Consider the following 15290-nt stretch of genomic DNA (forward strand, 5'->3'; position numbering starts at 1 on the left):
GTACCCGTTTAATAATCAGACTTCCGGCAAGACCCAAGGGGCGCGCCATTCTTCGCGGCCGCGGAGTTGGTTGGCTTCTTTGTCGTTTTCGAAGGTTTCTGTTTTCGGATCGAGGACCAGTGTGCGGCCGACGCGGGCGGCGATGTTGCCGGCGTGGCAGAGGACGGACGCGGGGTGCCCGACCGTTTCCAGATCGCAGGCTGGTTTGTTGCGGGTCTTGATGCATTCGATAAAGTTCTGCACGTGGGGGGCGGCAACGCTGTCGCCTTTGACTTCCTTGATCAGTTTGCCACGTTCGCCGTATACGCGCCAGCGACTGTTGCCGATCGTCATGTGGGCTTTGTCGCCGTAGATGACGGCGCCCTCGGATTCGCCGTGATAATGATAGGGAGCCCAGATCCGCATTTCGTAGGTCAGAATCTTCGGTGTTTTGCTCTGATATTCGTAAGTCACCTGGAGCGTATCGGGCCATTCCTGCATGTCATCAAAGTACCATTTGCCGCCAGTTGCGGAAATTTTGGAAGGGAGAGAAATCGCATCGTCCCCCTGTGCTTCGCAGGCGGCGTTCAGCGCGGCAAACGCCATGTCGAGCCGATGTACGCCGTCGTTACCCAGGTCGCCGGTACCGTAATCGTGGAACCAGCGCCAGCGTCCGTGAAAACGATTTTTATTGAAGGGGCGTTTTTTCGCCGGGCCGAGCCACATATCGTAATCGACGGTTTCCGGAGGTGTGCCGTCGGGGGGATTGCCGATGTTGCCTTGTTTGGTGCTTTCCCAGGCTTTGGCAACGAGACAGCGACCGAGAGCGCCGCTGCGGATATAGTCGAGCGCCGACTTGAGCCGTTCGGTGGAACGATGCTGCGACCCCATCTGCACGATGCGATTGTGCTTTTTCATCGCGGCGACCATGCGGTGGCCTTCGATGATATTATGGCCGTCCGGTTTTTCGACGTAGACGTCTTTCCCGGCCTGGCAGGCGAGGATGGTGGGGATCGCGTGCCAGTGATCGGGGGCGCCAATAACGATTGCATCGAGGCTCGGATCATCAATCAGATGTCGAAAGTCTTTGACGACGTTTGGCCGTTTGCCTTGCAGCTTAGTCACGGTATCGACGGTGTTACCCAGGCGGGCGGAATCGACTTCGGCGATGGTCACGATTTCTGCATTCGGATTGGCGGCGAAATATTGATTCAAGGCCGAGGCACGACCGCCGGCACCCATCACGCCGACCCGCACGCGTTCGCTGGCGGAGGCTTTGGCGACCTGTTCGAGCGAAAGACTGGCCAGACCGACGGCGGAACCCTGTAAGAATTTTCTGCGATCCATGATTGCATATTCCCGTGTTTGAAAAGTCGCGGCGTGAGGGATGAATAGATCAATGAACTTTTATTATAGAAAACGGAGGGTGAGGGGCAAAAGAAAACTTGCAGAGGAACACATTTTTTTGCTACTACGAAAGGCACGAAAGCACACGAAAAAGATCCAAGTTGGGTGCCACGGTTGGCTTGCCAAACAGTGCTTAAGAATGGCATTCTTGGCGGGCGGTTCCGAATGTAATTCGGTATTGCCGCAGGCAACAGGAAGTGGCGGTGTGTTCGTAGTGTGTTTCTGAGAGGTGCCTCTTATTCTGGCAAGGTGCATTCGAATCATTCACTTTGAAGTGATACTTTGAATTGTTATTTCCTGCTCGCTGCGCTCGGCCCGAATTGCATTCGGGCTCACCCCTTCATTTGGTCTGTTGTTTCTGGATCCATGGGACCTGTGAAACTGATACGTTCCTCGCGAGGCGGGTCGGCACATGGACCGACCCCTAGTGCGCCTGCAAGCGCATTGAATCAGCGAAGTGAAAGTCCTTGCCGAAGTTTGACCTGAACTTCGTAACAGAAGGTAACTGCGTTCTCGTGAGAGGAGGTGGAGAGCAACCGGATGTGAACGACTAGTCCGTAGGATAACGAACTCGATTCGGCTTTTCGTTGTGGTGAGCCAGCTAGGGAATGGCGAAGCCCAAGTGACGTCGTGCGAAACTCTGCCGAGTGGGTGCGGGACCGCTGCCAGCGGTTCCGCGACGGTCAGCCCCGTGGTTCAAAACCAGGTCGGTCCCGGGGGCAACGAGGGGTGGTTGGAGACGGAATGGTCTGAAGGTTTGATGTGATGAAGCAGGGAGACCTGCCCGATCTTAAGGATGGCGTTCATGTGCCGGATTCCGGATTCTCTGGAGCCGACCGGTACGAAGAGCCAGTTGGGTAGGAGTCAGAGCATCCATATTAGCGAAGAAGCGGGGTAACGCCCGTGGAGCAAAGGGATGCAGGAAGGTAGATGTGGAATGAACCGAAACAGGGAACAAAAACCGACGCGAGTGCCGTTTGCGGCTAAACAAGTCGGAGAAGCTTCGTCCCGCTGGGACTGGGTAGAACCATGTGTCTGGACAGACCGCATGTTGACGGCCCTCGAAACGGGGGTGAAAGGAGGCCAATGGTTCAGTCTGATCGATAAAGTCGATCGTGATCGAAATTTGTATCAGGCGTTTCGTAGAGTAGCCGCCAACGGCGGTGCAGCTGGTGTGGATCACGTCAGCTGCGAACGCTTCGCCGAGCGATTGATCCCGAACCTGAGAAAGCTGTCGCAACAACTGCGGGAAGGAAACTACCAACCGCAGGCAATCCGGCGACAGTGGATTCCCAAGCCGGGGAGCAGGGAACTGCGTCCTCTGGGGATTCCCACAGCTCGGGATCGGGTGGTGCAGACCGCATTACGCCAAGTGCTGGAACCAATCTTCGAACGGGATTTCGCCGAGCAAAGCTATGGTTTCCGTCCCGGGCGCGGCTGTAAGGATGCGCTACAGCGTGTCGATACGCTGCTCGAAAGCGGTTACACATATGTGGTGGATGCAGATTTGAAGAGCTATTTCGACACAATTCCCCACGATAAGTTGATGAATCGGGTCCGGGAGAAAATCAGCGACGGCCAGGTGCTGACGCTGATCGAGATGTTTCTGCGTCAACAGATTCTAGATGACCTTGCCGAATGGACTCCCGATCGTGGGAGCCCCCAGGGAGCGGTGATCAGCCCGTTGCTCAGCAACATCTATCTCGATCCCCTCGACCATTTGATGGCGGGAGCCGGAATTGAGATGGTCCGTTACGCAGACGACTTCGTGATTTTGTGTCGAACTCGGGAAGACGCCGAGCGAGCTTTGGAGATGGTGCGGCAGTGGACGGCGGAAGCCGGCCTGACGCTGCATCCGGACAAGACTCACATCGTCGACATGGCCGAGGGGAGCTTCGATTTTCTGGGTTACACTTTCCAGGGGCGTTATCGCTTCCCTCGAAAGAAAAGTCTCCAGAAATTCAAAGACTCCATTCGGCAGAAGACGAGGCGGACGAACGGGCATAGCCTTCAATGCATCATTGCACAGCTCAACCCGACGCTACGTGGCTGGTTCAATTATTTTCAACACTGCCAGCCTTCCACGTATACCATCCTGGATCAGTGGGTTCGCATGCGTCTGCGAAGTATACTTCGGAAACGTCGTAAAGGCAAAGGTCGCGGACGAGGACACGATCATTTACGCTGGCCCAATGCTTATTTTGCCGAACAGGGACTGTTCTCCTTGAAACAATCCCATGTTCTGGCCAGTCAATCCTCGCAGAGGTAAAACTACCAACCGGAGAGCCGGATGCGGGAGAACCGCACGTCCGGTTCGGAGGGAGGGGGGACCGGAAGCAACCGGTCCTTCCTACCCCTATCAATTCAAGGAATCGTGCTGGTTTAGCCTGTGTCCAGGTTTACTGTTGTGTCTCCAAGGTTGTTTGAACCGAGTATATTAGAATGAAGCACGCTCTGGTTAGATGTGGCGCGCTCTAGAAGCCCATAGGTGGTTTCAACTTCTCATTTCCCATTTTCTTCCTCTACCATCTCGTGGTATTTCTGTTTGATTTCGTTGATGTCGACAGTGGGTTCGGGGAACTGCATGTTGAGGGATTCCAGGGTCTCAGCGACGATATGTGAGATGGCCAGATTGCGGAACCATTTGTGATTGGAGGGGATGATGAACCAGGGGGCGTGCTCCGTGCTGCATTTGCTTAAGGCGGCTTCGAAGGCCTGGGTGTACTCGTGCCATAAGGGGCGTTCGGCGTAGTCGCTGTCACTGATTTTCCAGTGCCGTTTGGGGTCGTCGATCCGTTTTTTAAAGCGTCTGAGTTGTTCTTCTGCATCGATATGCAGATAGAATTTCAAGATGTGAGTGTTGTTGTCGTGCAGCAGTTGTTCGAAGTGATTGATGTGTTCGTAACGTTTTGACCAGACCTCTTCGGGAACCAGATTGTGTACACGAACGACTAGTACGTCTTCGTAGTGCGAGCGATTGAAGATCGCGACCTGACCTCTTTCCGGTGTGGCGCGATGGTAGCGCCAGAGGAAATCGTGGGCCGCTTCTGTGTGGGAAGGGACCTTGAAGCCGGTAACCCTGCAGCCTTGCGGATTCATGGCGCCAAGCACATGTTTAATCGTGCCATCCTTTCCCGCAGCGTCGCCCCCCTGCAGGCAGATCAAGAGCGAACGCTTGTCCTCGGCGTACATCAGGTATTGCAGCTCCTGCATTTTCTTCTGATATGCTTTTATCTCGTCCGCAGCAGTTGCGCGGGATTTCTGCCCATCTTTGTAGCCCGCGTCGATCTGAGACAGATCCACTTTACTCCCCGGTGTCACGCGAAATTGTTTACAGTAATCCATGGTTAAGGTACCTCGGTTTTGGGGTAGTGAAAGGGAAAATCGTTTTGATGCTGGTTTATTTCCGGTTCAGGCGACTTTTGAGAAATCGTTTGTACCAGGCGGGGCGATGGTTTTCGCTCTGTTCGACTCTACGGTAAATGGCCAGCTTGACCAGATCGAGGATGACCATCCAGACCAGCATATAGAACCAGACCAGACCGATGATCGCCCAGGGAATGGGAGAGACAAACCAGCCCAGTCCACACATCAGAACGGCAAGGAGCTGTGTGCCGACGATTGCCAGAAACAACGGTTGTGCCGGCCAGGGGGGCATGAAAAACAGGCTGCGGGAACGCATGACAAACAGCAGCAGGTGCCCGCCGGCGACGATCTGCAGGAAGATGACGGTTTGCAGTTGATCGTGGGTCAGATGGATCCAGGCGAGCCAGTCATGATTGCCCATCCACTCCATGCCGATCAACAGCAGGGTGAATGACTGAATGACCGACAAGAGACCCATCAGACTGGAAATGGTGAGCAGCCGCCGCATATTCCAACGCACCGGTTTATCGGGCAATAGCGTGTTGTCGTAAGCAATGGTCATGATGGGCACGTCGTCGAGCAGCGCCAGGAAGACGATCATCACCGGCGTGAGCGGCGAGAAACCAAAGAAGCAGGTTGAGAGTACCACCACAAACATGATGTCGAGCGTCATGCTGACGCGGAACAAAACGTAGTTGATAATGCGTTCGAAAATCTTGCGGGCTTCATCGATGGCATCGACGATGGTTGAGAGGCCGGGCTCGGTCAGAATCAAATCCGCAGCCGCCCGCGCCGCGTCAGTCGCACCACTGACGGCCACACCGCAATCGGCCTGTTTGAGTGCCGGCGCATCGTTGACGCCGTCGCCCGTCATCGCCACTACGTGCCCGCGGTCCTGCAATGCTTTGACGATGCCGTACTTGTGTTCGGGGAAGACGCGGCCGAAACCGTCGGCCTTTTCTACGCAGGCCGTGATCGGTTCGGGCAGATGGCTCATATCCATTTCTTTGGTAAACAGGTCGGCGGCCGCCTGCAGATGATTGCCGATGCCCAACTGGCCGGAGATTTCATTGCCGATGGCCACGTCATCGCCGGTGATCATTTTGACTTCGATTCCATGCTCCTGTGCTTGCCGGATGGTCTCTTTGGAATCATCTCGCGGCGGGTCGAGCAGAGACAGGATGCCCAGGAACTTCCAGCTTGCGCCGTCGTCGGCGGATTCCGCGACACCGAGGGCCCGCATGCCGCGGGCGGCGAGATCAAGTACAGACTGTTCGCCTCTCGTTTTCGTTTCGTCATCAAGCTGACAGAGTTCGATGATGACTTGCGGGGCTCCCTTGGTATATTTCCAGGTTTTGCCGTCCGCGTCGACAACAGTCGTTTCGGTACACTTGCTGACCGGATCGAAGGGGACGAATTTTTCCACGCGAAAGCTATCGAGTCCATCGGTCTGTTTCAGACCGGCGACGACGGCCAGGTCAATCGGATCGTCGTCATCCCGTTGTGAAGCAAGGGCACCGGCGAGCGTGATGGTTTCAGGATTGTCAGTGTCAAACAGAATCGGTTCGCCGAGACTCAACTGGTTTTTGGTGAGTGTGCCGGTTTTGTCGGAGCAGAGGATATCGACGCCCGCCAGTTCTTCGATGGCTTCCAGCCGCGACACAATGGCTTTCTTACGCGAGAGCGCCAGTGCGCCCAGGGCATTGGTGACGGTGATCACCGTGGGCATGGCGACGGGAATCGAAGCGATCAATAGAACGAGGATCAGCCGCAGGATGTCGACCAGTTCGGTCCAGTGCCAGTCATCTTTCACGATGACGTCCCGGTAGAATTCCACGCTGAACAGGACGAAAGCCAGCACCATCGACAGGAAGATCAGAAAGTCGCCGATCTGCCCGACCGCTTTCTGGGAGTGTGAAGCCGCAGTGCCGGCGGTCGCGACGAGGCTGGCGGTCCGACCGAAGAACGTGTTTTTCCCGGTGCCGATGACGACGGCCGTCATTTCCCCTTTCTTGGCAATACTGCCGGAGTAGCCGCTGTCCCCCACTTTTTTACTCACCGGTAACGATTCGCCGGTCAACGCGGCCTGGTCGATGCTGATGTAATCGCCGCCGATGAAACGAACGTCGGCGGGGAGAACTTCGCCTAGCTTGATCCGAATCACATCGCCGGGCACCACTTCGGCGGCATCGATGAGGGAGAACTTTCCGTCACGGAGTGCCCGGGCTTTGGGCGCCATGCCAGCTTTCAACGCGGCTAGCGCATTGGATGCTTTTCGCTCCTGCCAGAAGCCGGAGGCGGCATTATAGATCAGCAGCCCCATGATGATGCCGAAATCGGGCCAGTGACCGATGAGGGCGGAGAGAAACGCGGCCGCCTCAATCATCCAGGGGATCGGCCCCCAGAAGTAACGCAGAAATTTCATCAAGTCGCTGATTTCTTCATCAGCCAGTTCGTTGCGGCCGTATTGTTCGAGGCGCTGGGCGGCTTCGGTTGAGGTGAGACCGGCGGCCGTTGTTTCGAGCCGTTGATAGACGGTCTCCAGGTCGGCCTGTTCCAGATCGGGTTCACTGTTTGAGCTGTCGTTGGTGGAAGCAGGGGCTGAATTCATCTAACGGGCTCTCCGAAGCTGTGGGGAAACAGACTAGCCGACGCGGTTGTTATCTGCTGGAGAGTATACTTGCTGAGGAAAAGATCGACAATATGATCACGGCGGGAGCTGGGTTGCTGCAAACAGAGGAGATGTTTTATTTCTACCACGAAAGGTACGAAAAAACACGAAAGGGGGGATGGGGCGAGGACGTTTGCACGTTCTTGTTCTCAATACTGCGTTTTAAAAGCGGGTGGGCGAAAAGGGAGTCGCGTCGATGTGTGTTGGTTTGCCTTGAATGAGTTCTGCGATCAGTTTTCCAGTGGCGGCGGCCATACTCATGCCCAGCATGTTGTGGCCGGTCGCGAGATAGGCGTTTGTGAAGCGGGGGGTACGACCGATGATTGGCAGGCTGTCCCAGGTCATCGGGCGCCAGCCGAACCAGCGCTCCTGTTCGTTTTCGGTGAAGGGGGCGCGCAGATAGGGCTCGGCAGATCGCTTCAACTGGGCAATGCGATGTGGGGGAAGGGAGGTGTCATAACCGGCGAATTCCATCATCGAACCGAGTCGATAACCGTTCTGGAACGGGGAGACGCCGACCTTGTGCTCGGGAAACAGCATCGGATACTGCGAACAGGGCGTGGGCCGCTGCATGGTGACGGAATAGCCTTTGCCCGGTTGGATGGGGATGCGACATTCCAGTTCTGCGGACAGCTGCGGGCTCCAGGCACCGGCGGCAAAGATCATCCAATTCGCTTCCAATTCTCCGCACGAAGTTGTCAGATGTGTGATTCGATCCGACGATTTTTGAAGTCCCTGCAATTCACAGTTCTCGACAAACTGAACGCCCTGCTGTTTGAGCCGGGCGATCCATTGGGAATTGAGCAGGTCGGGGCGCAGCGAGGCATCGTCCGGATAATAGAAGGCGCCGGCAAGGTCGTGCTTGAGGGCGGGATCGAAGGCGGGTAAGTCGACGCCTTTGATTTGGTGGGCGGTCACTCCAAAGTGATCGGACAGGATCTGATCTGTTTTCGAAAATTCGTGCATCCCGGCTTTGGACCGCAGAACATACAGCAGCCCCTTTTGCTGCCATTCGCACTCCAGCTGTTCTTCTGTGATGAGTCTCTGGTATTCGGTCATCGAGGAATCGAGGATCGCTTTGAGATGAGTTCCCGCTGCGAGCATTTGACGATGTGTGCAGCGGCGGGCGAATTGCCACATCCAGTTCCAGAGTGCGGGACTGAACTGTGGTTTGACGCGAAACGGGGCATGCGGGTTGAATAACGATTTCAAAGCGGTCTTAAACGCCCCCGGTTCGGTCAGCGGCAGAACATGGCTCGGGCAGATATAGCCGCAGTTTCCGTGCGAGCAGGCGCCGGCGAGGGAACTCCGATCAATGACGGTGACTTGCAGACCCGCTTTGGACAGGTAGTGTGCGCAAGCGATGCCGATGATGCCCGCGCCGACGACAATCGCTGATTCTGCCTGGGAGGAGGAATTCATGCGGGGCCTTCCACGGTGATGCCAAAGCGGAACGGGTCGTCGGGTTGTTGAATGAGTTGTCCTTTGCTGCAGATAAAGGCGGTGCCGGTGATCGTTGGGATGATGTGCTGATCAGACACTTCGCGATACGAGGCGATAAAACGGCTGCCAATAATGCTTTCCTGAATCCAGGGTTCATGCGGCTGCAGTTTACCGTCAGCCGCCAGGCAGGCGAGCTTGGCGCTGGTGCCGGTGCCGCAGGGGGAACGATCATAGGCGCCGCCCGGACAATAAACGAAATTACGACTGCGCGCGTCAAAGGCTTCCCCTGGTCCGAAAAATTCAATGTGATCAATCTCTGCCTCATTCGCGCCGGTGATTTGTTGTCGTTCCAGTTCTGATCGGATCCGCTGCGCGGCGTCGGTGAGCGGTTTCACATTTTGTAGGGTGAGTGCAAACGGTGATTGTTCCACCAGGAAAAACCAGTTGCCTCCCCAGGCGATGTCACCCACAACGGTTCCCAGTTCGGGCACGTTCAAACTGACATTTTTTCGATAACGATAACTGGGAACATTCTCGATCGCGACTTTGTTGGGAGAAAGCAGATTGACTTCGATGATGCCGACCGGTGTTTCGAGACGACAGTCGCCAAGCTCGATTCGCCCCTGATAATAAAGCGTGACGGCGACGCCCATCGCACCGTGGCCACACATTCCCAGGTAACCGGTGTTGTTGAAAAAGATCACACCCGCCGCGCAGGTGGGGTCGACCGGTTCACACAGTAGCGCGCCGACGATTGCCTCTGATCCACGCGGCTCATTGATGGCGGTGCTGCGAACGCTGTCGTATTGTTCTTTGAAGCGCTGCCGACGTTCCTGCAGGGAGCCGGAGCCGAGATCGGGACCCCCGTCGATGATGACCCGCGTCGGTTCGCCTTCCGTGTGTGAATCGATGATGCGCATAATAGCCTCTTTGTTAATTATGTGGTCGAACCGGGCCACGCACTCCACCAGTTTCGGAACTGTTCCCACTGCGAACGCGCAAATTGCTTTTGGCTGGGACTCAGTGAATCGGTTGCGTAGAAATGGTGCTCGTATTCCGGATTGCCTTCCAGAACCATCAGATATTTGTAATACAAGACCAGGTCCGGTCCTTCATCAAAGGTGGCCAGCACGTTGAGTGCTTCAGTCAGTTCGAGTGCCAGTTTGCGTGCTTCAACATCACCGGCGGCTGCCTGTTCGCAGAGTGCAATCAGACGCAGCGTTTCCTGGGGGAGGGCGTTACCCACGCCGGTGATGGCGCCGGCAGCGCCACAATGAACGTAACCGTGAAAGACCTGCGTGTCCACGCCGGCGATGAGGACCAGATCGGGGTCACTATGGGTGATGTGTTCTCCGGCATAACTGAGCGAAGCCGCGCCGCCGAATTCTTTGAATCCCACGAGATTGGCATGGTCGCGGCGGAGGTCAAAGAACAGATCGGCTTTCGTTTCAAACCCGTAATAAGGGCTGTTATATATGACGGCAGGGAGCGGAGCACCGGCTTTCAGGATGGCCGCGAAATGCGCACGCTGGGCGGCGGGAGACGTGCCCCGCGAGAGTACACGCGGAATGACCATCAGTCCGGCAGCACCGATTTCTCGGGCATGACTGGTGATCGCGACCGCACGTTGTGTGTTCTGTGCGCCGGTGCCGACCACGACGGGAACTCCCGCTTCGACCAGTTGACGCACTCCTTCCATGCGTTGTTCATCGGTGAGGAGCGGCCAGTCACCCATGGAGCCACAGTAGACGACGGCCCGCATGCCGACATCGATCAGTTCACGTCCCTTGCTGACTAACGCTTTGAAATCCGGAGTGCCACTGGAGGAGCAGGGCGTCATTAGAGCGGGGATACATCCACGAAAAATTTGTGATTTGTCAGTCACCTTCGGTCTCCTTGGCAAGGTTGCGACTTATTCAGCCGCATGATGATCGCGTAAGCCAGACAAGAACGATGATACTGCTAAAACTGATTTGTGTCTTGGCAAAGAGTCGACAATGGACTTTAAAATGCGCATAATCAGGGAAAGGAGCCAGAGGAATGATTCATGAGATATTAAGCCAGATCGATCCCCCCTTCACGGGGGAAGCATTGTTTGACCATCTGTCAGACATTGTGTTTTTCATCAAGAATGAGCGGGGGGAGTATCTGGTTGTAAACAATACACTCGTGGACCGTTGTGGCGTGCAAGACAAACGGCAGTTGATTGGTCGGACGGCGGCGGAGGTGCTCAGGCCGCCGCTGGGAGCGAGCTATGCAGCCCAGGATCTCAGGGTGGTGCAAACGGGACAGCCTATCACGTCACAGCTTGAACTGCATATTTATGCGTCCGGCGATGTGGGCTGGTGTCTGACAACCAAGCTCCCTTTGCGGCAGAAAAAAACGGGCGCTGTGATCGGTCTGGTCGGCGTTTCGCAGGACCTGCATCTGCCCGATACGGCGACCGAATTGTATCAGAATCTTCTGGCCGCGATTTCCCATGCGGAGACACATCTGGCACAGCCTCCGACCGTGGAAGAGTTGGCGGACGTGGCTGAGATGTCACCCTACCAACTCAACCGCCGCATGCGGCACGTGTTTGGTCTGACCGCCGGTCAGTGGTTGTTAAAGCTCCGCATCGATCGGGCACAGCAGACACTCAGAGAGAGCGACGCCTCGATTGCATCGGTGGCATTCAGCGTCGGTTACGCAGACCAAAGTGCCTTCACCCGCCAGTTCCACCGCACCACGGGCATGTCGCCTCGTGATTATCAGAAGTATGGTCAAGAAGACGAGTGGGTAAGCCGCGTTGGTGCGATCGATTGAAGCGAGCGACGAGAGAGTTTATTGCGCGGCTAAACAAATTGACCATACGAGCTCTTAGTGACTACTTCAGAGCAAATAACCGGATCCCAATCGGAACATCACCCTCTGGCGTTTTTAGAATAACCTTTCCGTTGTAGGCCGTAGAAATATCCTTTGACACCTCGAATTCAACCGCTGACTCTCCGGAAGGGGATTGAATAATTGACGATTTTACACAAGGTGGCGAATGGCTGATCGTTACATCGACGTGTTTGTCAGGAGTTTCGAGTGGCACGACACGTTTCATTCCCTTTAATGCACTGAACGAAACATCGGAAAAAATAACCTCATCATATTTTGGGACAATATCCCGCACGAACCGAACCGACACTGGAATATCAATCTTTTCGGTGAACGTTTTGTATTTCACTTCCAGCCAACATCGAGGAGAAACAAGTCCTGGTTCATCGGGTGCCTTGATACGCACAAGTAGCTGCTTCCTTTCAAAACTGGCAGGATTGGTTCCCAACATCAGGTCGGGAGCGGTGGTAGCATGCTCAGTTGCAAGTTGCGATTCAATCGTCGTTTCGTCGATTAAACTTACATCAATGTCAGAACTTGACCTGTAAAGATCAATTTTTGGTGTCATCTCAATCGTTGCACCCTTGGTACAGAATAAAGTAATTCTCTTTTCGTAATCCTTCGACAGTGGTGCAGTCTGACAGATGATACGGGATGGTGACAGAATGGGCTTTGCCATCCCAACCCAGCTCAGCCGAATCTGTTTTGCTCCTGACGGGTCATTTGAATTTAATACAATCTCAGAGCTGCCTTTTCCTGGCGATGTTAAAACGGTCACATTACAGAGCCCCTCTGTACCCGGTTGCAAGCGATCAGGAATTTCAGGTTGAGTGCAATTGCAAGAAGTACTTGGTTTTGAAAACTTTAACGTCTTCCCTCCGCGGTTCTGGAGCAGGATATCAAGGGACTGTTTACCCGGTACGACTACACCCAAGTCGATCACTTCGCGTGAAACAAACAATTTCGGTGGTGCAGAGGCTAAGCCGTGGGGGCCGAGAAGCACGGCTCCCATAATGGCTGCAACAAAACACACGACAGATATAATGGTCTGCCATCTCATTGCTCTTACGCGTGAGCAGGCAGTAATATAAAAAGCTTTAATCATTTGACGGAGAGGGAGCTTAATAGAATCGGTTAAATAGTATCCTACACCTCCGAACGCGATTACAGCATTTGCCAGCAGGACGAAAAAAAGAGCACGAGATTCATGGTTACTGTTAAACCGTTTCGTGATCTGCCGGGCTTCGTTTTCGTTCTTAGCCAAATAGAGGTACCGGTTCGTCGATGCCTCTTTAAAACTATCTGGCTGCACCTCAATGGCGCTGTGCGGAGGGTCAATCAGCCATATCCCATCAGGGGATGACATATCTAATATTGTCACAAAATGTGGCTCTTTCCGGCCCCGAGAAGGATACCGCATATGAGCGATAATCGGCATCGGCAGTGTATTCCACAGCCGAGGTTCAACTTCAATTGCGACAGGATGAAGCCCTAGTTGACGAGCCGCTTTGGCTATGTCAACAAAACTATGTTGCTGGTTTTTATCAGGATCTCCCATGAGTGTCACAACTTGAGTCCAACTGATTTCAAGTCCAGATCGACGAGCTGCACAATACAAGCTCACTTGACCACAGGGGCCGTAGTCATCTTTTTTAACGGCTGTTTCGGTTGCCAGAGACTGACTGGATAAAAGGAAACACAGTGTTATCATCAAGCAGTGGCTTCGACTTTTCATGACAGCCGTCTCCTGTGTCGCCGCATAAGAACATAAATGATGCAGGCACACAAGATCGCTCCGTTTAATAGCAGGAGTAAGTGTAGCCTGTTCCAGTTTGTTTTATCTTTGATTGTCGATTTTACATATCTGGGATGATCAACTGGGATAACAGACGCTGCATTTGCAAGCAGCTCATCAATATTGCGCCCCGCGCTTTGTTTTCCGACAACGATGTCGACTCCAAGAAGTTCGTTACGAACGCGAGTCGCTGGTGGGAAATCAAATGCAAAATCCTTCTCATCCACCCCTTTGTTCCAGCGAGATTTTTCAGCATTCACAATTGCAGTAGTGTCGTAAAGTTTCAGCACTTTGACACTCCCACTTTTTCCGGGTGTCCATTCAATTTTATTCTGTGTCGTAAGTGCCTTTATCGGAACCCAGATGTTGTCTTCGAGTTGCAAGAAATCTTCGATGACACGTTTATAACGTACATGTTTCACGTCATCTCCGCCGATTTCTTCCGAGTTGAAAATCTTTGGATAGACTTGATAATGCTCAAACTGAGTCGGACACATTCCTCGTACGGGATCAAGCCAGATCCGATATCCATTCATCGGAACATTGCCTGACTCAGGCCCGTCAAAAGCCTCAACCAGCAACAGTGAATCATCCTTCACAACTTTGATTGAGGGAGATTGAAAATAATTAACGATCGGCTGTCCTCGATAAAAAAAGCCAAGAATTTCTAAATAGTCTTCACCGATTCCAGCGTAAACGGAATAGTCTTTAGCAGGGCCTCCAATCAAGCCAGTCTCTTGGGCTGGCTGTAAAACTCGTCGATTGCTTCCATCGAATGCTAACACGTTTAGAAACGTTTTGTCGTCATCGCTATAAACTTCAATTCTCCTCATGGGATGAACACCATTTGAATCATTTAAAAACATTTGGTGAAAATGAGAAGTATGACTGATGGCATCTTCTGGACTGAGAGGCCTGAATTCAGATTTCTTCTTGAGCCTTGTTGAAGGAGTAAAATCCTTGGGCAAGTCTGTTGTGAAGTACTGCATGGTCACAGACGAGAGATCTACATCGAAAGAACGCACTGATTGATTGCGAAGGTTAATGAAATGGCGTGCTTCCTCGGGGGAATATTCCGCAGAGGAACCATCACCCTGAATCAGCATCGCTAAAAGTAACGTTCTGATAATGTCCATTATTAAATACCTCAAATAAGGTTACCGCTTAAACCAATGGCGTTGACTCGTGACTGACCTGTGTTGTAACTACTAGTGCTTTGTCAAGCTAGAAATTGAGGGTGGGGTGTGTTGTTTACGTGCTCCATTGTCGCACTCTCGTGATATCCATTAACCCAAAATTAAAACATGACACTCCACCAGGATGGTTTTCTCCAGCTGAAAGTGTGTGGCGTCCATTATAGCCACACACTTTCGCGCGATTTACACCAGCATCTAACCTTACAACTGCTTATAAGCGTGTTTGTTGTTCCTGGCTTCGACGCCAGACCACCTCCTGTCTTCAATGAGCTTTCCTGAAACGATTAATCGATTGCAAGAAAATCGTGACAAGTGCTACCAGAAACCTGAAAGGTGGCGATTCTGTTGAACCTGATTTAACCACCTGGACAGGGCGTGGTTGAAGTTACTTCTTTCTTTCCACAGGCGTTTGTTGTTGCAACATAAGTTCCGCATTTGCAACTACCGCTCTGAATCTCGCAGGGAGCGGTATTGATAGTTCCGCATCCACCCGCAGTTGTAGTGACGTTACAGGTCTTGTAATTCGTCCCTCCAGTGGTTGTGCAGTCTGAGTAAGCTGCATCTGTAG

The 15290-nt window shown here is 53.5% G+C and carries 11 protein-coding genes; 3 read left to right on the top strand and 8 right to left on the bottom strand.

The features are described 5' to 3' along the window. Positions 1-15 precede the first annotated feature (15 nt). Positions 16-1326 (bottom strand): Gfo/Idh/MocA family protein, encoded by a 1311-nt coding sequence (locus Enr17x_RS08230; protein WP_145307680.1) that lies wholly within the window; start codon positions 1324-1326, stop codon positions 16-18. A 652-nt stretch (positions 1327-1978) separates the two neighbouring features. On the opposite strand from Enr17x_RS08230, the gene Enr17x_RS29495 reads away from it, so the two are divergent. Both Enr17x_RS29495 and ltrA read left to right on the top strand, forming a co-directional pair. Then, positions 1979-2152: a hypothetical protein gene (locus tag Enr17x_RS29495; RefSeq protein ID WP_198000726.1), complete on the top strand. Its 174-nt coding sequence runs from the start codon at positions 1979-1981 to the stop codon at positions 2150-2152. Between the two features lie 171 nt (positions 2153-2323). After that, positions 2324-3655, top strand: a complete 1332-nt coding sequence (ltrA, locus tag Enr17x_RS08235) for a group II intron reverse transcriptase/maturase (RefSeq protein WP_198000725.1) — start codon at positions 2324-2326, stop codon at positions 3653-3655. Positions 3656-3888: 233 nt separating this feature from the next. Here the strand turns inward: ltrA and Enr17x_RS08240 are convergent, their stop codons facing one another. The 5 genes from Enr17x_RS08240 to Enr17x_RS08260 all read right to left on the bottom strand — a co-directional run bounded on the left by Enr17x_RS08240 (position 3889) and on the right by Enr17x_RS08260 (position 10751). Next, positions 3889-4731 (bottom strand): polyphosphate kinase 2 family protein, encoded by an 843-nt coding sequence (locus tag Enr17x_RS08240; RefSeq protein WP_145307682.1) that lies wholly within the window; start codon positions 4729-4731, stop codon positions 3889-3891. A gap of 55 nt (positions 4732-4786) precedes the next feature. Continuing rightward, a complete protein-coding gene (locus tag Enr17x_RS08245) occupies positions 4787-7363 on the bottom strand; it encodes a plasma-membrane proton-efflux P-type ATPase (RefSeq protein ID WP_145307684.1) in 2577 nt (858 codons plus the stop codon). 222 nt (positions 7364-7585) lie between these two features. Next, positions 7586-8845, bottom strand: a complete 1260-nt coding sequence (locus Enr17x_RS08250) for an NAD(P)/FAD-dependent oxidoreductase (protein WP_145307685.1) — start codon at positions 8843-8845, stop codon at positions 7586-7588. Beyond that, positions 8842-9786, bottom strand: coding sequence for a 4-hydroxyproline epimerase (locus Enr17x_RS08255; protein ID WP_145307687.1), 945 nt, complete (start codon positions 9784-9786; stop codon positions 8842-8844). The genes Enr17x_RS08250 and Enr17x_RS08255 overlap by 4 nt, the downstream gene beginning before the upstream one ends. Positions 9787-9803: 17 nt before the next feature. Next, positions 9804-10751, bottom strand: a complete 948-nt coding sequence (locus Enr17x_RS08260) for a dihydrodipicolinate synthase family protein (protein WP_145307689.1) — start codon at positions 10749-10751, stop codon at positions 9804-9806. Positions 10752-10906: 155 nt separating this feature from the next. On the opposite strand from Enr17x_RS08260, the gene Enr17x_RS08265 reads away from it, so the two are divergent. After that, positions 10907-11671 carry an AraC family transcriptional regulator gene (locus Enr17x_RS08265; protein WP_145307691.1) on the top strand — a complete coding sequence of 255 codons (765 nt, stop codon included), beginning with the start codon at positions 10907-10909 and terminating at the stop codon, positions 11669-11671. 61 nt (positions 11672-11732) lie between these two features. Here the strand turns inward: Enr17x_RS08265 and Enr17x_RS08270 are convergent, their stop codons facing one another. After that, positions 11733-13466 carry a cysteine peptidase family C39 domain-containing protein gene (locus Enr17x_RS08270; RefSeq protein ID WP_145307693.1) on the bottom strand — a complete coding sequence of 578 codons (1734 nt, stop codon included), beginning with the start codon at positions 13464-13466 and terminating at the stop codon, positions 11733-11735. Then, positions 13463-14662, bottom strand: a complete 1200-nt coding sequence (locus Enr17x_RS08275; RefSeq protein ID WP_145307695.1) for a hypothetical protein — start codon at positions 14660-14662, stop codon at positions 13463-13465. Before Enr17x_RS08275 ends, Enr17x_RS08270 begins: the two co-directional genes overlap by 4 nt. Positions 14663-15290: the final 628 nt, after the last annotated feature.

It is taken from the genome of Gimesia fumaroli (genome assembly GCF_007754425.1).
Lineage (GTDB): Bacteria > Planctomycetota > Planctomycetia > Planctomycetales > Planctomycetaceae > Gimesia > Gimesia fumaroli.